General features: G+C 70.8%; 23 protein-coding genes. 16 read left to right on the top strand and 7 right to left on the bottom strand.

Translation table 11 applies throughout. From position 1 onward, the window contains the following. Positions 1–551 precede the first annotated feature (551 nt). The 3 genes from creB (at position 552) to BXA03_RS06255 (ending at position 3,281) form a co-directional block, all read left to right on the top strand. A complete protein-coding gene (gene creB / locus BXA03_RS06245; protein WP_076505164.1) occupies positions 552–1,355 on the top strand; it encodes a two-component system response regulator CreB in 804 nt (267 codons plus the stop codon). Beyond that, positions 1,352–2,821, top strand: coding sequence for a two-component system sensor histidine kinase CreC (creC, locus tag BXA03_RS06250; RefSeq protein WP_076505166.1), 1,470 nt, complete (start codon positions 1,352–1,354; stop codon positions 2,819–2,821). Before creB ends, creC begins: the two co-directional genes overlap by 4 nt. Before the next feature lie 73 nt (positions 2,822–2,894). Then, complete coding sequence (locus tag BXA03_RS06255) at positions 2,895–3,281, top strand: nuclear transport factor 2 family protein (RefSeq protein ID WP_076505168.1); 387 nt, start codon at positions 2,895–2,897, stop codon at positions 3,279–3,281. An 81-nt stretch (positions 3,282–3,362) separates the two neighbouring features. On the opposite strand, the gene BXA03_RS06260 is transcribed toward BXA03_RS06255, so the two are convergent. Next, the gene (locus BXA03_RS06260; RefSeq protein ID WP_076505746.1) at positions 3,363–5,825 is read right to left on the bottom strand and encodes a penicillin-binding protein 1A; all 2,463 of its coding nucleotides are present in this window, start codon (positions 5,823–5,825) and stop codon (positions 3,363–3,365) included. A gap of 342 nt (positions 5,826–6,167) precedes the next feature. Here BXA03_RS06260 and BXA03_RS06265 point away from each other — a divergent pair, with 342 nt between their 5' ends. From BXA03_RS06265 to proC, 6 genes are all read left to right on the top strand, one after another. Then, positions 6,168–8,234, top strand: coding sequence for a VIT and vWA domain-containing protein (locus BXA03_RS06265; RefSeq protein WP_076505170.1), 2,067 nt, complete (start codon positions 6,168–6,170; stop codon positions 8,232–8,234). A 17-nt stretch (positions 8,235–8,251) separates the two neighbouring features. Further along, complete coding sequence (gene xrtQ, locus BXA03_RS06270; RefSeq protein WP_076505172.1) at positions 8,252–9,136, top strand: exosortase Q; 885 nt, start codon at positions 8,252–8,254, stop codon at positions 9,134–9,136. Beyond that, positions 9,123–9,701: a hypothetical protein gene (locus BXA03_RS06275; protein WP_076505747.1), complete on the top strand. Its 579-nt coding sequence runs from the start codon at positions 9,123–9,125 to the stop codon at positions 9,699–9,701. The genes xrtQ and BXA03_RS06275 overlap by 14 nt, the downstream gene beginning before the upstream one ends. A 27-nt stretch (positions 9,702–9,728) precedes the next feature. Then, on the top strand, positions 9,729–11,009 hold the full coding sequence (locus tag BXA03_RS06280) for a biosynthetic peptidoglycan transglycosylase (RefSeq protein WP_076505174.1): 1,281 nt from the start codon (positions 9,729–9,731) through the stop codon (positions 11,007–11,009). 235 nt (positions 11,010–11,244) lie between these two features. Continuing rightward, positions 11,245–11,598 (top strand): hypothetical protein, encoded by a 354-nt coding sequence (locus BXA03_RS06285; RefSeq protein WP_076505177.1) that lies wholly within the window; start codon positions 11,245–11,247, stop codon positions 11,596–11,598. Between the two features lie 321 nt (positions 11,599–11,919). Beyond that, positions 11,920–12,735, top strand: coding sequence for a pyrroline-5-carboxylate reductase (proC, locus tag BXA03_RS06290; protein WP_076505180.1), 816 nt, complete (start codon positions 11,920–11,922; stop codon positions 12,733–12,735). A gap of 96 nt (positions 12,736–12,831) precedes the next feature. On the opposite strand, the gene BXA03_RS06295 is transcribed toward proC, so the two are convergent. Together BXA03_RS06295 and BXA03_RS06300 are read right to left on the bottom strand one after the other, a co-directional pair. Beyond that, the gene (locus BXA03_RS06295; RefSeq protein WP_076505183.1) at positions 12,832–13,632 is read right to left on the bottom strand and encodes an alpha/beta fold hydrolase; all 801 of its coding nucleotides are present in this window, start codon (positions 13,630–13,632) and stop codon (positions 12,832–12,834) included. A 31-nt stretch (positions 13,633–13,663) separates the two neighbouring features. Beyond that, the gene (locus BXA03_RS06300) at positions 13,664–14,647 is read right to left on the bottom strand and encodes a Bug family tripartite tricarboxylate transporter substrate binding protein (RefSeq protein ID WP_159444704.1); all 984 of its coding nucleotides are present in this window, start codon (positions 14,645–14,647) and stop codon (positions 13,664–13,666) included. A 125-nt stretch (positions 14,648–14,772) separates the two neighbouring features. Between BXA03_RS06300 and BXA03_RS06305 the strand changes: the two genes are divergently transcribed. Next, positions 14,773–15,759: a LysR family transcriptional regulator gene (locus tag BXA03_RS06305; RefSeq protein ID WP_076505188.1), complete on the top strand. Its 987-nt coding sequence runs from the start codon at positions 14,773–14,775 to the stop codon at positions 15,757–15,759. Positions 15,760–15,846: 87 nt separating this feature from the next. On the opposite strand, the gene BXA03_RS06310 is transcribed toward BXA03_RS06305, so the two are convergent. Then, positions 15,847–16,746, bottom strand: a complete 900-nt coding sequence (locus BXA03_RS06310) for a LysR substrate-binding domain-containing protein (protein ID WP_076505190.1) — start codon at positions 16,744–16,746, stop codon at positions 15,847–15,849. A 208-nt stretch (positions 16,747–16,954) separates the two neighbouring features. Here BXA03_RS06310 and BXA03_RS06315 point away from each other — a divergent pair, with 208 nt between their 5' ends. From BXA03_RS06315 to BXA03_RS06330, 4 genes are all read left to right on the top strand, one after another. After that, the gene (locus BXA03_RS06315) at positions 16,955–18,151 is read left to right on the top strand and encodes an acyl-CoA dehydrogenase (protein WP_017758300.1); all 1,197 of its coding nucleotides are present in this window, start codon (positions 16,955–16,957) and stop codon (positions 18,149–18,151) included. A 163-nt stretch (positions 18,152–18,314) separates the two neighbouring features. Then, the gene (locus BXA03_RS06320; protein WP_076505192.1) at positions 18,315–19,559 is read left to right on the top strand and encodes a CaiB/BaiF CoA transferase family protein; all 1,245 of its coding nucleotides are present in this window, start codon (positions 18,315–18,317) and stop codon (positions 19,557–19,559) included. A gap of 56 nt (positions 19,560–19,615) precedes the next feature. Then, positions 19,616–20,386: a hypothetical protein gene (locus BXA03_RS06325; RefSeq protein ID WP_076505194.1), complete on the top strand. Its 771-nt coding sequence runs from the start codon at positions 19,616–19,618 to the stop codon at positions 20,384–20,386. Then, a complete protein-coding gene (locus tag BXA03_RS06330; protein ID WP_076505196.1) occupies positions 20,383–20,862 on the top strand; it encodes a type II toxin-antitoxin system VapC family toxin in 480 nt (159 codons plus the stop codon). Before BXA03_RS06325 ends, BXA03_RS06330 begins: the two co-directional genes overlap by 4 nt. A gap of 22 nt (positions 20,863–20,884) precedes the next feature. Here the strand turns inward: BXA03_RS06330 and BXA03_RS06335 are convergent, their stop codons facing one another. The 3 genes from BXA03_RS06335 to BXA03_RS06345 are packed head-to-tail and all read right to left on the bottom strand — an operon-like array spanning position 20,885 to position 24,012. Beyond that, positions 20,885–21,781, bottom strand: coding sequence for a DMT family transporter (locus tag BXA03_RS06335; protein WP_255377171.1), 897 nt, complete (start codon positions 21,779–21,781; stop codon positions 20,885–20,887). A 46-nt stretch (positions 21,782–21,827) separates the two neighbouring features. Next, positions 21,828–22,298, bottom strand: a complete 471-nt coding sequence (locus BXA03_RS06340; protein ID WP_076505199.1) for a CopD family protein — start codon at positions 22,296–22,298, stop codon at positions 21,828–21,830. A gap of 55 nt (positions 22,299–22,353) precedes the next feature. Further along, a complete protein-coding gene (locus BXA03_RS06345) occupies positions 22,354–24,012 on the bottom strand; it encodes a hypothetical protein (RefSeq protein WP_076505202.1) in 1,659 nt (552 codons plus the stop codon). 177 nt (positions 24,013–24,189) lie between these two features. Here BXA03_RS06345 and bla point away from each other — a divergent pair, with 177 nt between their 5' ends. Both bla and BXA03_RS06355 read left to right on the top strand, forming a co-directional pair. Beyond that, positions 24,190–25,119, top strand: coding sequence for a class A beta-lactamase (bla, locus tag BXA03_RS06350; RefSeq protein WP_076505204.1), 930 nt, complete (start codon positions 24,190–24,192; stop codon positions 25,117–25,119). Positions 25,120–25,268: 149 nt separating this feature from the next. Next, positions 25,269–25,688 (top strand): DUF1330 domain-containing protein, encoded by a 420-nt coding sequence (locus BXA03_RS06355; protein ID WP_076505751.1) that lies wholly within the window; start codon positions 25,269–25,271, stop codon positions 25,686–25,688. Positions 25,689–25,802: the final 114 nt, after the last annotated feature.

Genomic DNA, 25,802 nt, shown 5'->3' on the forward strand with positions numbered 1-25,802 from the left:
TGCCGCCAACCGTCCGGTCACGGACGAGTGACGCGGAGCCATTCGCACCCGGCCGAAACCGCCGTCTTTCCCCACATTCGTTGGACAACTTTGTGGGCAACTGTCGGACTGCCTTGTAAAGGCAACGCAAGTCGTTGATCCATAAAGACTATCTTTGGACTGCCTTTTTTTTTGGCAGTGCATAGTTTTGGCTGGTGTTCCTGCTTGGCAGCCAGAAAGGGCTTCTCCTGTCAAAGAACAACTCTGGGGACGGCTGTGGAACAAGCGCCCTCTTATCCACAGACAGCGGGGTTCGGCCAAGGTTGTTCGCCCTGGCGCAACAGCACGGACGCAGGGTTGCCCACATCCGCCGCCTGGCGCCAAATCCTTGGCAGGCCGAGGAAAACCGCGGTTATCCACAAGCCGGGCGCGTCCTTACCTATGACGACTAATGTTGAAATAAAAGAAAAGAGAAAAGTCAGGACAACTTCCGCGCCGTACGTCAAAGCGCAATTCACGGTCTTTCCGAAATCACTGGGAGCCCTGCGCCCGCGCCGCTACGATCCGCCCCCATGCCGACTCCACCCCCTGCCGTTGCCACGGCCCCGACCGCGCCATCGGTCGGGGAGAGGCCGCGCATCCTGGTGGCGGAGGACGAGCCCGGCATCGCCGACACGGTGCAGTACGTGCTGCGCAGCGACGGCTTTGCGCCGGTGTGGTGTGCCACCGGTGGCGCTGCCCTGGCGGCATTCGCCGCCGAGCCGCCGGCGCTGGCCATCCTGGACATCGGGCTGCCCGACATGAACGGCTTCGAGCTCTTCCGGCGGCTGCAGGCCCTGCCGGGTGCGGCGGACGTGCCCATCGTCTTCCTCACGGCCCGCACCGACGAGATCGACCGCGTGGTGGGCCTGGAGCTGGGCGCCGACGACTACATCGCCAAGCCCTTCTCGCCGCGGGAACTGGTGGCGCGGGTGCGGGGCATCCTGCGGCGCAGCCAGCGGGCGGGTCCAGTGCCTGCGATGCCGGTGACGAACCTGGCCACGGCGCCGCAGGCACGCGCCCTGCCCTTCGTGGTCGACGACGAACGCCTGCAGATCCGCTACTACGGCCGCGTGCTCGAGCTGTCGCGCTACGAATTCGGCCTGCTGCGCCTGCTGGTGCAGCGCCCGGGCCGCGTGTTCAGTCGCGAAGAGCTGCTCGACCGCGTCTGGGGCGGCGACAGCGAGAGCCTGGACCGCACCGTCGACGCCCACGTCAAGACCGTGCGCGCCAAGCTGCGGGCCGTGGCGCCCGAGGTCGAGGCCATCCGCACCCACCGCGGCACCGGCTACGCGCTGCACGAAGACCTGCCGCCTTCCACGCCCCTCGTCCCATGAGGCGTTCGCCGAGCCGGCGCACCCGCATCTTCCTGGCCGTGCTGCTGATCTACGTGGTCGGCATCACCTGGCTGCTGTGGCGGGTGGTGGGCGACATCGATCCGCGCTACCGCGAGTCGGCCGAGGAGGCGCAGGTGGAGATCGCCCAGCTCATGGCCACGCTCATCGAGCAGGACGTGATCGCCGGCGCCATCGACACCCGGCGGCTGGAGCCGCTGTTCCGCGCGCTCTATGCGCGCGAGTTCTCGGCCCAGATTTACGACCTGCACAAGCAGAAGGTGGAACTGCGGGTCTATGTCACCGACCGCAGCGGCCGCGTGATCTACGACTCCACCGGCCGCTCCGTGGGCGCCGACTATTCGCGCTGGATCGACGTCAGCCGTACCCTGGCCGGCAGCTACGGCGCCCGCGCCACGCGCGACATGGAAGCCGACCCGCTCAGCACGGTGCTCTACGTGGGGGCACCCATCCGCTGGGCCGGCGAGATCGTCGGCATGGTGGGCGTGGGCAAGCCGGTGCAGAGCTTCGGCCAGTTCGTGCAGGACGCCCGCCAGCGCGTGATCTGGGTCGGCGCCGGCTCGGCGGCGGCATTGCTGGTGCTGGCGCTGATCGTCTCGGTGTGGCTGGTGCGCCCCTTCGGCCTCACGGCCGACTACATCCGCTGGCTGCGCACGCAGCGCGGCGTTCATCCGCTGCGCATGCTGCGACGTGCCGCCGCCATGGGCCGCGCGGCGGTGCAGGAAATGGGCGACGCCTTCACCGGCCGCAACTACGTGGCCGACTACGTCCAGACCTTCACCCACGAGATCAAGAGCCCGCTGTCGGCCATCCGCGGCGCCGCCGAGCTGCTGCAGGAGGCCGGCATGCCACCCGAGGAGCGCGAGCGCTTCCTGGCCAACATCGGCCGCGAGAGCGAGCGCATCCAGCAGCTGGTGGACCGCATGATGGAACTCACGGCCCTGGAGACGCGCCGCGTGCTCGACCAGGTGCAGCCCGTGGCCCTGGGCGCCCTGCTGCGCGAGGCCGCCTTGGGCGTGGCGCCGGCCGCCGCCCGGCGCGGCATCGTGATCGACGTGCAGGGCCTGCGCGAGGACCTGGGCGAGGTGCATGCCGACGGCGATCCGCTGCTGCTGCGACAGGCACTGGGCAACCTGCTGGACAACGCCATCGACTTCTCGCCCGAGGGCGGCACCGTGCGGCTGAGCCTGCGGTTGCAGGGCCGGCGTGGGGTGATCGCGGTGCGCGACCAGGGGCCCGGCATCCCGGCCTATGCGCAGGCGCAGGTCTTCCAGAAGTTCTATTCGCTCGCGCGTCCGCACAGCCAGAAGAAGAGCACCGGCCTGGGCCTGGCCTTCGTGCGCGAGATCGCGGCGCTGCACGGCGGCAGCATCGCGCTCGGCAATGCGGAAGGCGGCGGCGCGCTGGCGACCCTCACACTGCCGCTGATCAGCGGACCGGTGCGTTGATGCGCCTTGGCCACCCTGTGCAGGGGCCGCGTGTCGGTCTGTCCTTCAACCGTTCCCGAGAATTCCTGCAGCCATGACCCAAGATGACAAGGCGCTGTGCGCCCACCTGCAGCAGCTCGAGGTCGAGCTGCACCATCCCGGACGACCCTGCGACGTCGAGCGGCTGGAAGCCCTCCTCCATCCCGATTTCCACGAGGTTGGGCGGTCGGGCCGTGCCTACGATCGCGCGACCGTCGTGCGCTACCTCTCGCAGGTGTCGACGCCGCCGCAGGTCGATTCCTCACAGTTCCGCGTCGAACGCCTGACGCCGGACGTTGCGCTGCTGAGCTACTGCTCGGTACAGCGGCCTGCCGATGGGAGTGCCGACCTGCGCACGCTGCGCTCCTCGCTGTGGACCAGAGGCCTCTCGGGCTGGCAATTGAGCCATCACCAGGGCACGCCCGCGGCCTCGCAGGACTGAGCGGCGCCGCTGCGAAGCGCTGGCGGTCGCCGCCATGAAAAAACCCGGCCGGGGCCGGGTCGTGGGTGGGTGCGCAGCGCCTCAGCGGAACATGTTCAGGATCCGGTTGCGCTCGTCGGGCTGCGCAGGCGCCGCAGGTTGCCCTGGCTGCGCCGGCTGGCCCGGAATGGCCGGGATCACCGGCTGCGTGCCCCAGGAGGGCGCAGGGCCGGTCGTCGGCGCACCGCTGTTGACTTCCACCGGCATGATCGGCGTCAGCGCGGCTTCCACCCCGAGCGACTGCACGCCCTGGCCATTGGCGTATTCGTCGTACATCCATTCGCCGCTGGCGTTGGTCACGCCAGGGGGCACGTCCAGCTTGGCCACCGGCACGCCCTTGAGCGCGCCCTGCATGTAGCGCGTCCAGGCCGGCAGCGCGAGGCTGCCGCCGGTCTCGCCGCGCACGCCCAGCTGGCGTGGCGTGTCGTAGCCGATCCAGGCCACGCCCACGCGGGTCGGCTGGAAGCCGGCGAACCAGGCGTCGTGCGAATCGTTGGTGGTGCCCGTCTTGCCGTACAGGTCGTCGCGGCGCAACGTGCCGTAGGCGCGGCGGGCCGTGCCGTTCTTCACCACACTGTTCAGCAGCGTGTCGATGACGAAGGCATTGCGTGCGGGGATGACGCGGCCGGCCTGGTCGGCGGGCTTGGGCGGCGTGTCCTCCAGCACCTGGTCGCGGGCGTCGGTGATGCGCGCGATGAGGCGCGGCTCCACCTTCAGGCCGCCGTTGGCGAACACCGAATACGCCGCCGCCATCTGCAGCGGTGTCACCGAGCCGGCGCCCAGGCCCATCGTGAGGTAGGCCGGATGCTTGTCGGCTGCGAAGCCGAAATGCGTGATCCATTCCTGCGCATAGGCGGGCGTGATGGCGTCCAGCACGCGGATGGTCACCACGTTCTTCGACTGCTCCAGCGCCTGGCGCAGCGTGATCGGACCGGCATAGGTGTTGTCGTAGTTCTTGGGCTCCCACGGCGCGCCGCCGGTGGCGGCAGCGTCGAAGGACAACGGTGCGTCGTTGACGATGGTGGCGGGCGTGAAGCCCTTCTCCAGCGCGGCAGAGTAGATGAAGGGCTTGAAGCTGGAGCCCGGCTGGCGCCAGGCCTGCGTGGCATGGTTGAACTTGTTCTTGTTGAAGTCGAAGCCGCCCACCAGGGCCTTGATGGCCCCGTCGCGCGGATCGACGGCGACGAAGGCGCCTTCGACCTCGGGCAGCTGCGTCACTTCCCAGCTGTTCTGCGGCCCCGTGCGGGCGATGCGCACGATGCTGCCTCGTCGGATGCGCAGCGGCTCGGCCGCCTTGTCCACCAGGCCGCGCTGCACCGCCTGCAGGCCGCGGCCCGTGATCTCCACCGAGTCGCCGTTGGCGCGGACCGCCACCAGCTTGCGGGGACTGGCCTCCATCACCACAGCAGCCATCATGCCGCCGCTGTCGGGCTTGTCCGCCAGCGCATCGTCCACGGCCGTGTCCACGTCGGCGTTGTCGGCGCTGTCTGCAGGCAATTCGACGAAGCCCTCCGGTCCCCGGTAGGGCTGGCGCTGCTCGTAGTCGACGATGGTCTCGTGCAGGCCTTCGTACGCCGCGCTCTGGTCGGCGCGTGCCACGGTGGTGTAGACCTTGAAACCCTTGGTGTAGGTGTCGTCGCCGTACTTGGCCACCATCTGCTGGCGCACCATCTCGGCCACGTAGTCGGCGTGCAGTCCCGAGGGTTCGGCGGCATCGCGCAGCTTGAGCGGCTCCTGCCGGGCCTTCTCGGCGTCGGCCTGGCTCAGATAGCCGGTCTCGACCATGCGGCCGATGACGTACTGCTGGCGCGCCACCGCACGTCGAGGATTGGCGATGGGGTTGTTGCTGCTGGGTGCCTTGGGCAGGCCGGCCAACATGGCCGCTTCGGCCACCGTGATGTCCTGCAGCGGCTTGCCGAAATAGGTCTGGGCCGCGGCGGCAAAGCCGTAGGCACGGTTACCCAGGTAGATCTGGTTGAGGTAGATCTCCAGGATCTGGTCCTTGGTCAGCTCGTCCTCCAGCCGCCAGGCCAGCAACGCCTCCTTCAGCTTGCGGCTGAAGGTGCGTTCCGAGCTCAGGAACATGTTGCGCGCCACCTGCTGCGTGATGGTCGACGCTCCCTGGCGCACGCCGCCGTGCAAGGTGTTGGAGATGACCGCCCGCGCCAGGCCGATGGTGTCGAGCCCGCCGTGCTGGTAGAAGCGCGCGTCCTCGGTGGCGAGCACAGCGTCCTTCATCACCTTGGGGATCTTGTCGATCGGCACCAGCTGGCGGCGTTCCTCGCCGAACTCGCCGATCAGCTCACCGTCGGCGGTGAAAACGCGCAGCGGCAGTTTGGGCTGGTAGTTCTGCAGCGTGCTCACGTCGGGCAGCTGGCGCGACATCAGGGCCGCGGCAATGCCGACGATGGCGGCGCCGCACACCACCGCAGTGGCACTGCCGATGGCAGTCCACTTGGCGGCCCGGCGCAGGCGGGGATCGGACAGACGGTCTTTGAAGGACATGGAAGGAAACAGGAAGAGGTCGCCGGCGGGACGGAACGCGAGCATGCCCGCCCGCGCAAGGGCTGCCGTAACAAGGCGTTGCCTGCACGCCGGCAGGCGCGCAAGCCTCGCGCCGCCACGGCAGCCACGCTGTCGGACGGCGGCAGCATTCTCGGTGCGGCAGGTGCCACGCCGCCGGCAGGGCCATCGTCGCCGCGGATCTTGAAAGGAGGCTGAAGGCCGCTGCACACGGACTTCACACGGGCTTCACATGGCGCGGCGCCCTTCATCGGGCCTTCCTTCTGTCTTCGGAAGCCGCGCGGACAGTCCTTCCCATCGCACACACCGAGGAAGGAACCGACCATGAATCCGAACTTTTGCTGGCGCCCATGGCGCAGTCCCGAAGCCTGCGGCTGCAGCCTGTGGGCGTTCACGGCGCTGATGGCGCTGGCCGCCTTTGCGCTGCTGGTGTGCCGGCCGGTGCATGCACAGGAACGTGGCAACGATGCCACCGCGAGTCCCTATCTGGTGGTGCAGAGCGACACCCCCGGCACCGACCGCCTGCCCCTCAAGCGCACCGACGTGGATGTGCGCATCGCCGGCGTCATCGCCGACGTGCGGGTGACGCAGACCTACCGCAACGAAGGCGAGCGCACGCTGGAGGCGCGCTATGTCTTTCCCGGCTCCACGCGCGCCGCCGTCGGTGGCATGAACGTGCGCATCGCCGACCGGCTGATCACGGCGCAGATCCGCGAGAAACGGCAGGCGCGGCTGGAGTACCAGGAAGCGAAGCAGGCCGGCCAGACGGCCGCGCTGCTCGAGGCCGAGCGGCCCAACGTCTTCCAGATGAACGTGGCCAACATCCGGCCGGGCGACGAGGTGCGGGTGGAACTGCGCTACAGCGAGCTGCTGCTGCCGCAGTCGGGCCGCTACCAGTTCGTCTATCCCACCGTGGTGGGCCCGCGCTACGTGGGCACCGGCGGTGGCGGGGGACAGTGGAGCGCGCAGCCCACGCTGCCCGCCGGCACGGCCAGTGCCGCGGCCTTCTCGCTCAAGCTGAGCCTCGATGCACCGCTGCCGCTGGCGGACATCCGCTCGTCCAGCCATGCGCTGGCCATCCAGCCCGGCCGCGACGACCGGCATGCCGCGCTCACCCTGCGCGACGATGGCCGGCCGCTGGCCAACCGCGACTTCATGCTCGACTTCGCCCTCGCCGGCGAGCGCATCCAGTCGGGCCTGATGCTCTACCCCGGCAGCGGCCCGGATGCGGAGAACTTCTTCCTCGCGATGGTCGAGCCGCCGCGCGCCGTGGCGGCAGAGCGCATCGTGCCGCGCGACTACCTCTTCGTGGTGGACATCTCCGGCTCCATGCACGGCTTTCCGCTGGACACGGCGCGCGCCCTGCTCGAGCGGCTGATCGGCGGCCTGCGGCCCAGCGACACCTTCAACGTGATGCTGTTCGCCGGCAGCAACCGCATGCTGTCGCCCAGGCCGGTGCCGGCGACACGGCCCAACATCGAGCGGGCGCTCAGGACGCTCACCGACATCCAGGGTGGCGGCAGCACCGAGCTGATCCCGGCCTTGCGCCAGGCCTATGCCCAGCCCAAGGCCGAGGGCGTCTCGCGCAGCATCGTGGTGGTGACCGATGGCTATGTCACCGTCGAGCGCGAGGCCTTCGCGCTGGTGCGCGAGCACCTGGACCAGGCCAACCTGTTCGCCTTCGGCATCGGCTCCTCGGTCAACCTGCACCTGATCGAGGGCCTGGCCCGGGCTGGTCGTGGCGAGCCCTTTGTCATCACCGACGAACGGCAGGCGCCCGAGCAGGCGGCACGCTTCCGTCGCATGGTGGAGTCGCCCGTGCTCACCGGCCTGAAGGCGCGCTTCGAGGGCCTGGAGGTGTACGACGTGGAACCGGCCCGGCTGCCCGACGTGCTGGGCGAGCGGCCCGTGGTGCTCTTCGGCAAGTGGCGCGGCACGCCGCGCGGCCAACTGGTGGTCGAAGGCCGCAGCGCCGAAGGCCCGTGGCGCCAGGTGCTGCCGGTGGACGCGGACAGCCTCGCCCCGCAGGCCACGGCCCTGCGCGCCCTGTGGGCCCGCGACCGCATCGCGGCGCTGGACGACCAGGAGGGCCTGGAAGGCAGCGGCCAGCAGCGCGAGGCCATCACCGCGCTGGGGCTCAAGTACAGCCTGCTCACCGCCTACACCAGCTTCATCGCCGTCGATCAATTGGTGCGAGGCACGGGTGATGCCGGCACGACGGTGGACCAGCCGCAACCCTTGCCCGAAGGCGTGAGCGAACTCGCGCTGGGCATGCCGGTGCCGGCCACGCCCGAGCCCGAGACGCTGGGGGCCGTGGCCGTGGCGCTGGGCATGCTCGCCATGCTGCGCCGCCGGCTGCGTCGGCACGACGCGCGGCGCATGACCGCCTGAACGAGGGAGCAACGCCAATGAACCTCGTCGATTGGGCGGGCCGCCATCCCCGGAGCCTGGAGGCGGCGATCCGTCTCGACCGCCTGCCGCCCGTGCTGTGGCTGCTGGCCACAGCCCTGGTGCTCTGGCCCACCTGGGGCTGGATGGGCGCCCGCATGCTGGACCGCTCGGACGATCCGCTGGGCCTGCTGGCGCTGGCTGCGCTGGGCCTGTTCGCCTGGCAAGGTCGGCGGTCGCTGCGTGCCTCGCCGCGGCTGGGGCTGCTGTCCGTGGCTGCGCTCGGCGTGCTGGCCTCTTCGCTGCTGCGGGCCGGCGGTGCGCTGCCGCCGCTGGCCACCGGCCTGCTGGCTGTGCTGGCCCTGGCCTGCGTGCTGCTCGCCTTCCTGCCGAACGGGCAGCCTGCCCTGCCGGTATTGGGCTTGGCGGTGCTCGCCCTGCCGCTGCTGTCCTCGCTGCAGTTCTATGCGGGCTATCCGCTGCGGCTGGTCACGGCCGAGGCGGCGCGCTGGCTGCTGGCGCCGTTCTTCGTCGTCGAGCGTGCCGGCAGCAGCCTGTGGATCGACGGCCGGCTGGTGATCGTCGATGCACCCTGCTCCGGCGTGCAGATGGTGTGGATGGGCTATTTCACCGCCTGCGTGGTGGCGCTGTTCATGACGCGGATGGACGATCGCGCCTTCCTGCGCCGGCTTCCCGTCGTGGGCCTGGTGGTGCTGGGCGGTAATGTGCTGCGCAATGCACTGTTGGTGGGCCTGGAGGGCGCCGGCCATGCGCCGGGGCCGCTGCTGCACCAGGCGCTGGGGCTGGCGCTGCTCGCCGTGGTGTGCGGTGCCATCGGGCGGCGCATGCTGCGTGCGGCACCGCATGGCCTCGCTCTTGGAGGGGATCGCCATGCGCTGGCCTGATGTCTTCGCGCCTTCGCCCTGGCGCAACCACTTCGCGCACCGGGTGCTGCACAAGCTGGCATTCGCGCTCGTGCTGGTGGCGAGCCTGCTGGCCAGCCTCTGGCCGCTGGCGCAGGACGGTGTCGTGCGGTCTTCGTCCCATGCTGCCTCGCCCGAATGGCCCGCCACCTGGGACGGCGCGCCGTTGAGACCGCAGGCGCTCGGCGAGGTGGAGGCCCGCTTCGCCCGCCACTTTCCCGGCCACATCGCCCGCTTCACCGACGGCCGGCAGGTGCTGGTGATGCGGCAGGTCGAGCGTCCCACACGCTTGCTGCATCCGGCCGAGGACTGCTGGCGCGCACTGGGCTACCGCATCCTCCAGGCCCGGCTCGAACACGATGCGCGCGGCCGGCTGTGGCGCTGCTTCCACGCTGAGCGCGCGGGGCGCAGCGCCCAGCGCGTGTGCGAGCGCATCGAGGATGCCGCGGGCCGCGCTTTCACCGACACTTCCGCCTGGTACTGGGCCAGCTGGCGCGCGAGCGCCGCCGGACCCTGGACGGCGGTGACCGTGGTCTCGCCGCCATGAACGACACGACAGACAACGGGACGCGATGTGAACAAGGGGCTGCGTTTGCTGCTGTGGGGCCTGCTGGCCCTGCTGCTGACGGCAGCGGTGGCGGCCGTGGCGGTGGTGCGCATCGCGCTCGCACCGGCCCAGGACGAATGGGCGGTGGACTGGCGCGTCGGTCCCGTCACGGTGCCGGTGGGCGTGCCGACGGTGCTGCGGCTGGCCACCTCGTCCTGGATCGCGCCGCGACTGGACGGCCGCCAACTGCAGACGGCCCAGGGCCCCATCGACCTGCACTGGGACGCGACGCGCAACCAGCTCGCGCTGCGCTGTGCCCCCTGCCGCATCGGACTTGCCGCCCTGGGCTCGCAGCCGCTGCAACTGAGCCAACTGAGCCTGACCGCGGCGCGCGACGTGGATTTGCTGCGGGGCGAGGTCGATGTGGTGCCGGCCAGCGTTGGCGCCGAGGGCCTGCACGGCCGCTGGCAGGGCCGCCTCACGCAGCGTGACCTGCACATCGACGCCAGCTTCGACGAGGCGCCGATCGCGCGCTGGTACGCCGTGCTGGCGGCCGACATGCCCGAGCTGGAGCGCGCCCGCATCGGCGGCACCGCGTCGGGCCGCCTGCAAGTGCAACTGCCCTCGGGCGCGCTGGGCCTGCAGCCGCGCATCAGCGGCTTCACCGTGGAGGGCCTGGGCACCGAGGCGCTGCTGAATGCACGCAGCCAGTGCGGGCCATCCGCCCAACTCAAGGCCGACAGCTGGCTTGCCCGCGCCGTCATCGCGGCGGAGGACCAGCGCTTCTTCCAGCATCCTGGCTTCGACCTGATCGAACTGCAGGCCGCCTTCGACCGCAACCAGCACAAGGGTGCGGTCGAGCGCGGCGGCAGCACGCTCACCCAGCAACTGGCCAAGGTGCTGGTGACCGGCAGCGAGCGCAGCCTGCAGCGCAAGCTGCGCGAGCTGCTCTACGCGGTGGACATGGAGCAGCAACTGGGCAAGGCGCGCATCCTTCAGCTGTACCTGAACCATGCGCCCTGGGGCCGGGTCTGCGGCGCCGAGGCGGCGGCGCGCTTCTACTTCGGCCGATCGGCGGCGCGGCTGGAGCCGGCGCAGGCGGTGTGGCTGGCGGCCATGCTGCACGCGCCCAGCGCCGCCGCCGAGCGTTGGCAGCGGGAAGGCAGCCTGGACCCGCAGCGCGTGCAGTGGGTGGCCGAGGGCATCCGCGGCATCGGCCGTGGTCAGCGCGAGGCCCTGTTGCGCAGCGTGGCGCAGGTGCGTTATCCCTGGCCGGGCAGCCAGCCGCCCTCCCCACCCACCCGCTGAACGCCACGGTTGGGGCCGCCTCCTGTGCCGGGCCGTATCGACGTAGGAACAATCCCACAGACTGATGGGCCTGATTGTTTCCTGATCATGAACAGCACGTTCGGCGATGACCAGGGTTTTCCCTAGATCAACGGTTCACAATTCATCTCACGGGCCAGCGATTGAACGCAGACCCGAAGCCGGTGGGGCAGGTGCCCTACCCGCTCTGTTCAACGCTCTGCTCAGGAGAAAAATCATGACCAAGACCTCGAAGATCATCGCCCTCGCCGCCCTGTCGTTCGCCGCCGTTGCCGGCGCCAGCGCCGAGGAATACCAAGGCGTCATCGCCCCCGTGTCGGCCTTCAGCCGCGCCGAAGTGAACGCCCAGGCCGTGCAGGCCGCCCGCGCCGAAGAGAACCTGGAATACGTCGGCCAGCAGGTCGCCGTGGCCCCGGCCGCTCCCCGTAGCCGTGCCGCCGTGCAGGCCGAAGCTGTCGCCGCCGCCCACAGCCCGACCTGGAACCTGGACTCCAAGGCTTTCGTGAACAGCACGATCCCGGCCCAGTACACCCAGGGCAGCCTGTCCGTCTACCGCAAGGCCGGCCTGTAATCAGGCCGCCACGCCACGTCGTCCGATTCCTGAGGGATCGGCAGCGCGTGGCGATCCCCCGGCAGAACGGGATGGAGGCGGACCGGGCCTGACACCGGGTTGGTCTTCGTCCCCTCAGGCGGGCACCGCCTGTGAAAGAGGTCCGGGATGGGGCCTGGGAGGCGCCTGACTGCAGCCGGCACGTGAAAGCGTGCCGGCTTTTTCGTTGGGGGGCACGGCCTCGGCGAGCAGCCGGCAGGGCCGGCGGCAGGACGCGGCAGGCGCGGCGCGCACGACAATGCCGACCGACCCCTTTCCTCCCTCCTTCTCATGGCACCCCTCATGAAAGTCCTGTTCCTCGGTTACGGCAACATGGGCCGCGCCCTCGGCGAGGCCTGGCGCGACAGCGGTCGCGTCCAGACCCTGCTGGCCATCGATCCCGCGCCCCTTCCCGAAGGCGCTGCGCCGGTACCCGGTCGGCATGCCAGCGTGCAGTCGCTGCAATCGGCGGGCGATGCGGCGGGCGGTGTGGACCTGGTGGTCGTGGCCGTCAAGCCGGCCATGGCGGCGGACGCCCTGCGGGCGCTGCCGGCCGACTGGCTGGCCCAGGCCGTCGTAGTGAGCGTGGCCGCGGGCGTCACCGTCGCCACGCTCGAAGCCGCCCTGCCCCTGGGCACGCCGGTCATCCGCGTGATGCCCAACACGCCGGCCATGCTGCGCGCCGGCTGCACCGGCCTCTATGCCGCGCCGGGCGTGGACGAAGCCCGGCGGGAGCAGGTCGGCGCCCTGTTCGCCACCGTGGGCAGTGCGCACTGGGTGGACCAGGAATCGCAGATCGACCTGGTCACCGCCATCAGCGGCAGCGGCCCCGCCTACTACCACCTGTTCAGTGAGGCGCTGGCGCAGGCCGGCGTGGCGCTGGGCCTGGCGCCCGAGCTGGCCCGTGCCCTGACGGCCGACACGGCCTGGGGTGCCGCCGCGCTGCAGCACCAGCCGGATGCCGACTTCGCGGCCTTGCGCCGCGCCGTCACCTCACCCAACGGCACCACGGCGGCGGCCATCGCTGTGTTCGAAGAGGGCGAGGCCCTGCGCGCGCTGGTGAAGAAGGCGGCCGAGGCGGCGCACCGGCGCGCCGTCGAACTTTCGGCCGGCGGCTGAGCGCGCGTCTGCGCTGCCGCTCGCACCGCCGGCGCCTGTTCCAAAGCGGCATGCGGCCCGCCCGCAGGCCGCAGGCCGAACGCAGGCGCTGGAAGTTCAGGCCGCGCGCCGCGCCAGGAAGTCCAGCACCGCCGCGTTGAACGCCCGCGGCTGTTCGAAATAGGCCGAGTGCCCCGCATCGGCCACCACCACCAGTTCGCTGCCGGCCACCCGTTCGTGGAACTCGCGGGCCACGGCCACCGGCACGATCGGGTCCTGATCGCCCACGACGAACAGCGTCGGGCAAGCCAGCCCATCCAGCGCCGTCAGCGGAATGAGCCGCCCCGGCGCCATCAGTCCCTGCAGCGCCGCGCCCCAGTCGGCGGCGGGAATCGAATGGGCGCTGGGGTTGAAGTGGTTGATCTGCGCGTAGAGCGCGGCCTTTTCCGGTTCATGGTCCAGGAACCAGCGCCCCAGCGAGCGCTGCTCGATGCTCACCGCCTTCTGCGAGAGCTGGCGCGTGGCCAGGATGTCGAGCAGCACCGGATGGTCCACCGCCATCGACGTGTCGCAGGCCGCGAAGGCCGCCACCCGCCCGGGATGCGTCAGCGCGAGCTTCAGTCCGATCATGCCGCCCAGCGACTGGCCGACCACCCGCACTTGGTCGATGCCCTCCCGGTCGAGGATGGCGATCACGTCGTCCACGAACAGCGCCAGATCGAACTCCGTCAGCGGCGCCGCCGAGCGTCCGAAGCAGCGGATGTCCATCGTCAGGCAGCTGTACCGGCCGGCGAAGGCCGGCAGCTGCTGCCACCAGGTGGCGGCGTTGGAGCCGGCGCCGTGGCAGAACAGCATGGCCGGGCCGTCGCCCTGGCGTTCGTAGTAGATGGCGCGGCCGTGGGAAGTGACGAAGGGCATGGTGGTCGGACGGGAAGGAAGAGGAAGGACCTCAGTTGGCCTTGAGGTTGAGGCTGCGCACCAGCTGGCCCCAGCGCGCGGTGTCGCTGCGCACCAGCTGCGTGTACTGCTCGGGCGTGGTGGACAGCACCGTCATGCCCTCGAATTCGAGCTGCCTGCGGGTGGCCGGATCGGCCAGGGCGGCCATGAGTGCCTCATGCAGCCGCCGCACGACGGGCGCAGGCGTGCCCTTGGGGGCCGACAGGCCGATCCAGGCGCTGACCGTGAGCTGTGGATAGCCCAGCTCGGCAAAGGTGGGCACCTGCGGGGCCAGCGGGCTGCGCTGCGCGCTGGAGACCGCCAGCACCTTGAGCTTGCCGGCCTGCACCGGGGCCAGCGCGCTGTTGGAGGGGATGACGATCAGCGGCACCACGCCGGCCAGCACGTCCTGCAGCGCGGGTGCGCCGCCCTTGTAGGGCACATGCGTCAGCTTCACGCCGGTGGCCCGCTGCAGCTGTTCCATCACCAGGTGGCCGGTGCTGCCCGCGCCCGAGCTGGCGTAGTCGAACCTGCCCGGCGCGGCCTTGGCCTGCTGCACGAAGTCGGCGAAGTCCCTGAAGCCGGCGTCGGGCCGCGCCACCAGCCATTGGGCGCCCTCGCCGATGCTGCCGATGTGCTCGAAGTCCCGCACGATGTCGAAGCCGATGCCGTCGTACATGGACTGGGCGATGGCGTTGAGCGAGCCGGTGGCCACCAGCGTGTAGCCATCGGGTGGCGCCGAAGCCGCCATCTGCGTGCCGACGATGTTGCCGGCGCTGGCCTTGTTGTCGATCACCACCGGCTGCTTCAGGGTCTGGCCCATGTGCTGGGCCAGCGGCCGGATGGTGCGGTCGTAGGGGCCGCCGGCCGGGGCCGGCACGATGATGCGGATGGGGCGGCTGGGCCAGTCGGCGCTGCCCTGGGCGTGCGCCGTGGTGGCCGTGGCGAGCAGGGCGCCCAGGGCGGCAAGCGCGCGCCGGCGGTCGGGGGAATGCATGGTCATGTCTCCTGGAATGGCGCGTGGACGCGCTCGTGTGTCTGCGGATCGAGCCCGCATCTTCATCGCCGCAGCGATCAGTGACCAATTAAATCGGGCGCCCAGTCATTAGACTTTGCGATGGCATGACGACCCCGCCCCCGGCCACCACCCTGCTCAACCGCCTGCTCGCCCGCGGCAAGTTCCGCCATGTGCAGGTGCTGCTGCAGCTGGCGGAGCTGGGCAGCGTGCAGCGCACGGCCGACGCCATCGGCATGACCCAGTCCGCCGTCACCCAGACGCTGGCCTACCTGGAGCGGCTGCTCGACGTGCGCCTGTTCGAGCGCCATGCCCGCGGCGTGCGGCCCACGCCGGCCTGCACCGACCTGCTGCCGGTGGCCCGCCAGCTGATGCTGGGCATGGCCGACGTGGCCGGCGCGGTGGACGCGCGGCGGCGCCAGGGCCTGGGCTTCGTGCGGGTGCTCGCGTCGGTGTCCGCCATCCATGGCGTGCTTGTGGACGCCCTGCCCGCCTTCGCCCGGGCGCAGCCGGCCATCCGGGTGCAGCTGGCCGAAGCCGAGGGCGAGGACCAGCTGCTGGCCATTGCCCGCGCCGAGGTCGACCTGGTGGTCTGCCGTCGGCCGGGCGCCATGCCGCAGGGCTGGGAATTCCATGCGTTGCGCGAGGACCGCTTTGCCGTGGTCTGCCGTGCGGACCATCCGCTGCTGGCCGATGCCGCCGTCTCCGGCGCCTCACCTGCGGCCGGGCTGCCGGCCGACCAGGCCTGGGCGGCGCTGGCGGCCCATCCCTGGCTGCTGCTGCCGGCCGGTGTGGCCGCACGCGGGCATTTCGATGCGCTGTGCGAGCGCTTCGGCCGCACGCCGCCGATCTACCCGGTCAGCACCCGCTCGCTGCCGCTCATGGGCTGGCTGCTGCGCCACCAGCCGCTGCTGGCGCTGCTGCCGCTGAACCTGGCGCGGCCCTGGCTGGCGACCGGCGAGTTGCGCGAGCTGGCACTGCCCGACATGGCCGCCATCGAGCCCATCGGCCTGCTGCAGCCGCAGTCGGGCGTGGGCGAGGCGGCCCTGGCGCTCAGCGACTTCCTGCGCCGGCGGATCGGGGCCGGTGACTGAACGGCCGACCGGCCTGCGGGGCCGGCGCGGGATCACGGGGCGCAAATGGCCGGGCAAACGGCGGCCGACCGCCGCGGTGCTGACGGCTCAGGTCGCTGCCTGCCCCACCAGCCATTGCCGGAACAGCGCGAGCGCCGGCCGCGCATCCTCCACGGCCGGCTCCACCAGATAGTGGCTGCGCTCCCCGCGCAGCGGGCGCGGACAGGCGATGGCCAGCTCGCCGCGGGCCAGTTCGGCCTCGATCAGCAGCGGCGGCAGCAGCGCGATGCCCAGCCCGTGCGCTGCCGCCACCGCCAGCATCGAGAAGAGCTCGTAGCGCGGCCCGGCGCCGCCGCGCGGGTTGTCCACGCCCTGCGCCTCGAACCACTGCCGCCAGCCGTCGGGCCGGGTGCTCTGCTGCAGCAGCGGCAGGCGCGCGACCTGCGCGGGCGTGAGGGCGGCGCGGCCGTCCATCAGCGCGGGGCAGCACACGGGCACCACCTCCTCGTGCCGCAGCAGGGTGTGGCGTGTGCCGGCCCAGGTGGCGGCCTGCTGCGGCGTGCCGGTGTAGAGCGCGGCGTCGAAGGGCGTGTCGTTGAAGAGGAAGGGCCGCGTCTGCGTCTCGATGTGGACGGTGATGTCCGGATGCGCCTTCGCCAGCAGCGGCAGCCGCGGGATCAGCCAGCGCGTGGCCAGCGTGGGCACGGCCGCCAATTGCAGCGAGCCGCCGGCGCCCTGGCGGGCCATGGCGTCCAGCGTGTCGCGCTCCATGGCGTCGAGCTGGCGGCGGATCTGCCGCGCGTAGTCAGCGCCCGCTGCCGTCAGCTGCACGCCGTGGCGGGTGCGGCGGAACAGCGCCAGTCCCATGAAGGCCTCCAGCGCGCCGATCTGGCGCGAGACGGCGCTTTGCGTCAGGGCCAGCTCTTCGGCGGCGCGGGTGTAGCTCTCGTGCCGGGCCGCGGCCTCGAAGCAGGCCAGCGCCTGGGTGGAGGGGATCTTGCGTCGCATGGTCCAGTTCAGCGGTGAAGGTATGCCGTCGCTACATAGTTGATGGCCACTTGTCACCTTGGACCATCCGCGGCGCATTGTCGCCAGATATGCCAGGTGCGCATGTCTGGGTGCCGATTTCTCGTTTGCGCCGCTCTGCGTGCCGGGCGTACGATGCCGCGCATCCCCCGCAACCTGCAGCCGCTCACGCGCACGGAGACCGCACACCATGGCCACCAAAGCCGCCTTCCACTGGGACGATCCCTTCCTCCTCGACCAGCAACTGACCGACGACGAACGCGCCGTGCGCGAGGCGGCCAACGCCTACTGCCAGGACAAGCTGGCGCCGCGCGTGCTCGAGATGTTCCGCGGCGAGAAGACCGACCTGTCGATCTTCCGCGAGATGGGCGAGCTGGGCCTGCTGGGCCCGACCATCCCCGAGCAGTACGGCGGCCCCGGCCTCAACTACGTCTGCTACGGCCTGATCGCCCGTGAGGTCGAGCGCGTCGATTCCGGCTACCGCTCCATGGCCAGCGTGCAGTCCTCGCTGGTGATGGTGCCGATCTACGAATTCGGCACCGAGGCGCAGAAGCAGAAGTACCTGCCCAAGCTGGCCAGCGGTGAATTCATCGGCTGCTTCGGCCTGACCGAGCCCGACCACGGCTCCGATCCCGGCAGCATGGCCACCCGCGCCTACAAGACCGACGGTGGCTACCGCCTCAAGGGCAACAAGATGTGGATCACCAACTCGCCGGTGGCCGACGTCTTCGTCGTCTGGGCGAAGGAAGTGAGCGAGGGCGGCGCCGTCGGCCCCATCCGCGGCTTCGTGCTCGAGAAGGGCATGAAGGGCCTGTCGGCCCCGGCCATCCACGGCAAGGTGGGCCTGCGCGCCTCGATCACCGGCGAGATCGTCATGGACGACGTCTTCGTGCCCGAAGAGAACGCCTTCCCCGAAGTGCAGGGCCTGAAAGGCCCCTTCACCTGCCTGAACAGCGCCCGCTACGGCATCAGCTGGGGCGCCATCGGCGCGGCCGAGGACTGCTTCCACCGCGCCCGCCAGTACGTGCTGGACCGCAAGCAGTTCGGCCGGCCGCTCGCCGCCAACCAGCTGATCCAGAAGAAGCTGGCCGACATGCAGACCGAGATCACGCTGGGCCTGCAGGGCAGCCTGCGCCTGGGCCGCATGAAGGACGAGGGCATCGCCGCCGTCGAGATCACCTCGATCATGAAGCGCAACAACTGCGGCAAGTCGCTGGACATCGCCCGCCTGGCGCGCGACATGATGGGCGGCAACGGCATCAGCGACGAGTTCGGCGTGGCCCGCCACCTGGTGAACCTGGAGGTGGTCAACACCTATGAGGGCACGCACGACGTGCACGCGCTCATCCTGGGCCGCGCGATCACCGGCATCGCAGCTTTCAGCTGATCGCGACAACCTCCAGGCTGCGCGCTTCGCGCTCCGCCACCCCCCTTTTGCTGCGCGAAGGGGGCGCACCCGGCGGCCCGGCAAAGCCGGTTCCGCGGGTGCCCGCGAACGGGCATCGCTGCGCTTGCCTTGGCAAACACCTTCCTTGCACCCTTCGCTGCCCATGACCGATTCCTCTCGAACCGCCGCGCTCGACGGCATCAAGGTCCTCGACCTGTCCCGCGTGCTCGCGGGCCCCTGGTGCACCCAGATCCTCGCGGACCTGGGGGCGGACGTGGTCAAGATCGAGCGGCCCGGCGTGGGCGACGACACCCGCAGCTGGGGCCCGCCCTTCCTCAAGGACGCGGAGGGCCAGGACACCACGCAGTCCACCTACTTCACCGCCTGCAACCGCAACAAGCGCAGCATGACGGTGGACATGGCCTCGGCCGAGGGCCAGCAGATCCTGCGCCGCATGGCGGCCGAGGCCGACGTGGTGGTCGAGAACTTCAAGACCGGCGGTCTGGCCCAGTACGGGCTGGACTACGCCGGTCTGCGCGCGCTCAACCCGCGGCTGGTGTACTGCAGCGTCACCGGCTTCGGCCACGACGGCCCCTATGCCGAGCGTGCCGGCTACGACCTGATGATCCAGGCCATGAGCGGCATGATGAGCATCACCGGTCGGCCCGACGCCGAGCCTGGCGGCGGCCCGCTGCGGGTGGGCGTGGCGCTGATCGACCTGTTCACTGGCTGCTATGCCTCCACCGCCATCCTGGCCGCGCTGCGTGCGCGCGAGGCCAGCGGCGAAGGCCAGCACATCGACATGGCGCTGCTGGACGTGTCCATGGCCATCCTGGCCAACCAGGCCACCGCCTTCCTCAACACCGGCAAGCCACCGCAGCGCCAGGGCAACACGCACCCCAGCCTCGCGCCCTACCAGGACATCGCCACTCGGGATGGATCGATGCTGCTGGCGATCGGCAACAACGGCCAGTTCGCCCGCTTCTGCGAGGCGGCCGGCCATGCCGAATGGGCGGCCGACGAGCGCTTTGCCAGCAACACCCTGCGCGTGACGCACCGCGCCGAGCTGATCGCGTTGATGGAAGCCGTGACCCGCACCCGCACCACCGCCGAGTGGGTGACCCTGCTCGAAGACAAGGCCGTGCCCTGCGGCCCCATCAACGACATCGGCCAGGCCTTCGGCGACGCGCAGGTCCAGGCGCGCGGCCTGGCCGTCACGCTGCCGCGCGACGCGGGCGACGGCATCGAAGCCATCACCGGCGTGGCCAGCCCGCTGCGCCTGACCGCCACGCCGCCCGTGCTGCGCCGTGCGCCGCCGGCGCTGGGGCAGCACACGGACGAGGTGCTGGCGGAACTGGGCTTTTCTGCGGACGAGGTTGCCCGACTGAAGGCCGAATCCGTCGTTTAGTCCAGATGCCTCGGTGCAGGCGGGCATGGCAACAAGGCCGTCCCTAGAATTGCGCGATGGACATGCAATCGGTCAGCCTGAGCCTCCACGATGAGTCGGAAGGCTACGAAATCTCGCCAGCGCGCGTGCCGATGGCCGTCCTGCGCAACTTCACCAAGGACGTCGACGACTTCCTGAAGGGCGACTCGGGCGAGATCGACACCGCTTCATTGGCGGTCTCCGTGGTCCATGGTTCGATTGGCATCTGCACGGAGCCTATTGCGCATGCCGGGCTGTTCGCCGATCTGCGCAGGCTCAGCACGTCAGCGCTGCTGGACGGCATCGATGTGCGCCGCCGCAAGGTCGTCGAGCGCTGGCAGAAGATGGCGCGCTTGCACCGCAAACTGTGGATCACCGTTTCCACCCCAGCCCTTGCACAGCCTTTGGTGGTGTCGGCTGCCACCGATTTCCGGGCCGATGATGCCGATCAATGGGTGCGCGTGGAGCGCTATCTGCAAGGCGAGGTGGTGGAGATGGGAGGAACGCGGACCGTCAATGCCCATATCCGCCTGCCCGATGGTCGCACACTGATCGCGGAATCCAGCCGCGAGGTCTTCCGCAGCGACAAGGTCAACCGTCTCTACAAGGTGGCCATGGCGCGCATCGTTGCGGAATACAACGTCGAGACCCGCCAATACCGGGACGTCCGGTTGCTGGGCTTCGAGGAGCATCACAACGCCCTGGACGAAGCGTCTCTTGCACGCTTGACCGAACGGGGGGCGAAAGCCTGGAAGGACGTCCCCTCGGCATCGAGCTGGGTCGACGACATGAGGGAGAACAAGGCTTGATTTCCATTCTTCTGGATACGAGCTTCCTCATCACATTGGCGGACCCTGCCAGGGCGCATCACCAGACGGCCCTGCTTTACTTTCGCGAAGCGCTCCAGAGGGCGTGTCCGTTGTACCTGTCGTCGATCGTGGCGTCGGAGTTCCAGGTCAAGCAGGCCGTGACGGATCTGCCGCTGCGCAATCTGCAGGTGTTGCCGTTCAACATCGACCATGCGATGACCGCCGGCCAGCTCATGCGTTCGCTGCAGCGGGATCGCGAAGACGACCGTGCAGCGGTGAAAGACGACATCAAACTGATCGGCCAGATGGTCTGCGAGTCGATCACGCATCTGCTGACCGAGGACCGCAACCTCGCCGCCAAGCATCTGGCACGTCTGCACGCGCAGGGATTGACGACAGCCAAGGCTGTTCTGTTGGCAGACGGCTTCGAGACCGATTGGTTCGAAGGCGGGCAGCGTCGGCTGCTCGGGGATTGAGGCCAAGTAAGCAGCGGCGGCTTCAGCCCGCCGGCCGCGGCGCCTCGCGCCGTACCAGGTACAGCCCGCTGGCGATGATGATGGCGCTGCCGGCCAGCGTCCACGTATCGGGCGTGGCGCGCCAGATCAGCCAGTCCAGCAGCAGGCCCCAGGCCAGCGCGCTGTATTCGAAGGGCGCCACGGCAGCGGCTTGGCCGTGGCGGAAGGCTTCCGAGATGGCCAGTTGCGCCAGGAAGCCCGCCACCGACAGCGCCGCGATGGCCGGCAGGTGCTCGGCGGCGACGGGCGTCCACACGGGCAGGGCCAGCGCGCCGCCGCCCACGGCCAGGCTCACGGTGGTCCAGAACACGAGGGCGCTGCTGGGCTCGGTGCGGCTGGCCAGGCGGCCGAGCACGTTGCTCAGCGCATAGCAGACGGCCGCGCCCAGCACCGCCAGCGCGCCCGTGGTGAGGAAGGCCTCGCCGTCCGGCCGCAACGCGACCACCACGCCCCCGAAACCCACCACGATGGCCACCCAGTGGCGCGGCTGCATGCGCTCGCCCAGCAAGGGCACCGCCAGCAGGCAGATGAGCAGCGGCGCGACGAAGCTCAGCGTGTAGGCCTCGCCCAGCCCCAGCGTGCGCAGTCCGGAGGTGAATAGCACCAGCATCAGCACGCTGAGCACGCCGCGCATCAGGTGCAGCTGCCAGCGCATGCCGCGGTGGAAGACCTGCCCGGCCTCGCGCCGCCACAGGATGTACAGCGCGATCATCGGCAGCGAGCTCCAGCCCCGCAGCGCGACCACCTGCGCGGGCGCGAAGTGGCCGCCCAGTACCTTGAGCATGGCGTCCACCACGCTGAAGGCCGCACAGGCGGCCAGCATGGCGACGATGCCGCGCAGCGTGCCCGACAGGCGCGCGCCGCCGACGGCCGCGCTCACCGGCCGAGCCCGCCGCGTCGGGCGCAGCGCGTGTATCGCTGCGCCCTCATCCGGCGCGGCCCAGCAGCGCGACGGCGAAGACCAGCACGCCCAGCACCAGGTTGAAGGACACGCGCAGCCGGATCCGGTTGAGCGCCGCACCGGCCTCGGGCCACTGGTGCGCGGCCACCGCGCGCCGCAGCGCCGGGAAGGCGCTGGCGCGGATGGTGATGTAGATGAGCGTCATCACCGCCGCCAGCCCGGCCATCGCATGCACCCGCCAGTGGGCGTTGGCAAAGCCGCCCATCTGCCCCAGCATGGCGAAGCCGCTGAGCCACAGCGTGGCGATGGCGATGTCCACGCCGATCAGAAAGCGCCGCAGCACGTTGGCCATCAGCGGCAGCCGTTGCGGCGGTGCCAGCAGCGCGGCCGCGGCCGGCCGCACGGCGAGGTGCAGCGTGGCCATGCCGCCCACCCAGAAGGTGCCGGCGAGGACATGGAGGAGGACAAGCAGGGCGTAGAGGAAGGCGGGGCTCATGGTCGGGTCCTGTGGGGGAAAGGGGTGTGGGCCCTCGTGGGCACGCGGCGGCCGATCATCCCATTGCCGCGCGTCGGGCGCTGCGCCGCGGCGGCGGCTCCAACGCCAGCAGCTCGGCGGGCAGGGCGTCGTTCCACACGTCGCTGAAGTAGGCGCGGTCGCTGGGCACGAGCTGCGGCAGCACGGTGCGCAGCCGCGTCAACGCCGTGGCCGCGGTGCGCAGGTCGCGGCCATGGGCGGCGAACCAGGCCTGCTCGAACAGCAGGCCGGCCAGCTGCAGGCCGGGGTAGCGGCGCTGGCCCGCATCGTGGTCGGCCAGATGCTGCGCGGCTACGCCCGCCCAGCCACCGCGTGTGGCGGGGCCGTCCAGGCCGGGGATGAGGCGGTCGGCGCTCTCCTCGGCCAGGGCCCGCGGCGTGAGCGGCCGCAGAGCGGCGAAGTCGGCCAGCGGCAGCCCGGGGCGCGGCTGGCAGTCGCCGCGGGCGATGCGCATCAGGTAGATGGCATTCCATGCCGAACGGCCCTGCCCGTCGGCCAGGCTGCACAGCCATTCGCTGAAGGCGATCCATTGCACCGCATGCCGGCGTGCATCCACGCCGCGGGCCTGCCCCGCCGCCTGCACGCCCAGGCCCACGCGGTCGAACAGCCACACGGCCATGCCCATGTTGGCGGCCACGTGCTGGGCCGCGTCGAAGGCGTGCGATTCGAAGGCCGCTGCCAGCGCGCGGCCGAAGTGCGCCATGGCCTCGTCGGCCTGCTGCGTCGCGGCGGATGCGTCCGTGGCGGCCAGGCCCAGGGCGCGCGAGCGGCAGGCCAGTGCCCACAGGTTGCTCCATTCGAAGCGCACCTGGGGATGGTGGCGCAGCAGCGGCGCCTGCTGCGCATCGCGCGTCATCGCCGCCAGCTGGGCCTGGGCCTGCGGCAGGTCGCGCGCGGTGTAGCTGCACCAGGCGCCGACGATGGCGGCCATCGCGCCCAGGTAGTCGTGGCTCGCGACCTGGCGGGCCAGTCGCTGGCGTTGCAGCGCGGCCAGGCGCTTGCGGGCCTGGGCGTCGTCGCCCAGGCGGCGCCAGAGCAGCGCCTCGTTGAGCGTGACCAGCGCGCGCTGGTAATCGTCCTGCGCCAGGTCTGCGGCCTGCCGCATGGCCGCCAGTGCGCTGGCCGGCGCCTGGGCATCGCGCCGGCCTTGCACCGGGGCGGCCCAGCGGCCCTGCCGCATGGCCTGCTGCGCGGCGGCGAGCTGGTGCCAGAAGCGGGCGTCCTGCAGTTGCACCGCGCTGGCCTGTGCATCCGCAGCGGCGCTGGCACGCGCGCGCCGCGGCGATACGGAAAGACCCAGGAAGTCCGCCACCTCGGCCGGCCGCGCCGCCTCCCCGTCGACCCGCAGCCGCAGGCGGCGCGCCTCTGTCGCGGGCAGCCAGAAAGGCCCCTGGCTTCGGCCTTCGGCATTGAGGAAGCGCGGGTCGCGCGCCGTGTCCGTGCCCCAGCCCACGCGCAGGCCCCAGGCCTTGAAATCGCGGAAAGCGCGACTCACCACCATGCGCAGCGTGCGCGCGGACGTCACCTGCCCGCGCAAGGCATCGAGCGCCACCACCTCGCCAAGGCGCTGCGCATGGTGCAGCCGCACCAGCAGCCACAGCGATTGGTAGGCCGCCGACTGTCCGTTCACGGACTGGGGCGAGCTGAGTTCGATGTCGATGGACGGTAGGGGCATGCGGAAGACGGCGATGTGACAGGTGTGACAGCAGTGCGGGCGGGGCGCCTGCCCGCGCTTGGTGGCGGCAGCGGGCCTTCCTACGATGCGGGCTCGTCGCGACGCCCTTGCCCTTGGCCGCCTGCCCCGCATTGTGGGCGGCATTCCCCCCTTGCATCACTTGTCCACAGGATTCCCATGACGCTTCGTCACCCAGCTGCTTCTCTCCCGATCGCTCAACGCCGTCGCCTGCTGTCCGCCCTTGCCGCCGCGCCGCTGGTGCTGGCCACCACCGGCTGCGCCACGGCCGCCGCGCGCGCCGACCGCGAGGCGCACGCCGCCTTGCAGGCGCTGGACGACCGCTTCGATGGCCGGCTCGGCGTGTTCGCACTCGACACCGGCTCGGGCGCCACGCTGGGCCATCGCGGCGGCGAACGCTTTCCCATGTGCAGCAGCTTCAAGGCCGTGCTGGCGGCGTCGATGCTGGCGCGCAGCAGCCGGCAGCCCGACTGGCTGGCCCACCGCGTGCGCTATGCCAAGGCCGACCTGGTCAGCTATTCGCCCGTGACCGAGCGCCACGTGGGCGAGGGCATGACGGTGGCCGAACTCTGCGCCGCCACCGTGCAGTACAGCGACAACGGCGCCGCCAACCTGCTGATGGCCCAGAGCGGCGGGCCACAGGCGCTCACGGCCTTCGCGCGCAGCCAGGGCGACAGCACCTTCCGGCTCGACCGCATCGAGCCTGCACTTAACAGTGCCATTCCGGGCGACGAGCGCGACACCACCACGCCCGAGGCCATGGCCCGGCTGCTGCAGCGGCTGGTGCTGGGCGAGGGCCTGCCGCCGCAAGAGCGGCAGCAACTGGCCGACTGGCTGCGTGGCAACACCACGGGTGCACGGCGCATCCGCGCGGGCATGCCGGCGGCCTGGACGGTGGGCGACAAGACGGGTACCGGCGCCCATGGCTCGGCCAGCGACATCGGCATCGTGTGGCGGCCCGGGGCGGCGCCGCTGGCCCTGGCCATCTACACGACGCGGCCTGCGGCCGATGCGCCGGCCGACGAGGCGGTGATCGCCGAGGCGGCGCGCATCGTGGCCGCCTGGGCGGGCGCGGGCTCACGGGCCTGACCTCCGAGGTCACTGCGCAGCGCCTGGGTGGCCAACCGCCGCCCCGCCTGTCGCGGGCGCAACAGCGCAGGACAGACGACGCCTCCAACATGCGCGACGGCCCGTCCACGCCTGGCGTGGCGCCGTCCTGACCGGAGACCCGTATGTCCATGTCCCTGCCCCCCGAACGCGCCGTCATCGACCCCACGCGCGACAGTTTCAAGCAGCTGTTCGAGCGCGTGCCCGCCGGTGCGCCAGTGCTCATGCTCAACCTGCTGGCCTTTCGCGCGCAGGCCGCCGATGAACCGGGCGCCCCGGTGCGTTCGGGCCGGGCGGCCTATGCGACCTACAGCGAGGCTGTCACGCCGCTGCTGGCGCGTGTCGGTGGCCAAGTGCGCTGGGTCGCCGATGCGCGGCATGCCCTGGTGGCGCCGCCCGGCGAGGAATGGGACGAGGTGCTGCTGGTGGAGTACCCCACGCGCGATGCCTTCGCCGCCATGATCCAGTCGCCCGATTACCGGGCCATCGTGCACCACCGCACGGCGGCGCTGCGCGATGCGCGGCTCATCGCGACCACGCAGCGACCCTGAGGCGCGGACTCAGAAGGTGTGAATGAATCCGGCGTGGCCGAGCGGGCTGCGAAAACGCGGCCAATCAAGGCGCAAAGCGCAGCCATAGCTCGGGCTATGGCGAGCATTTGCAAC

The organism is Pseudacidovorax sp. RU35E, assembly GCF_900156165.1.
Classification (GTDB): Bacteria; Pseudomonadota; Gammaproteobacteria; order Burkholderiales; family Burkholderiaceae_C; genus Xenophilus.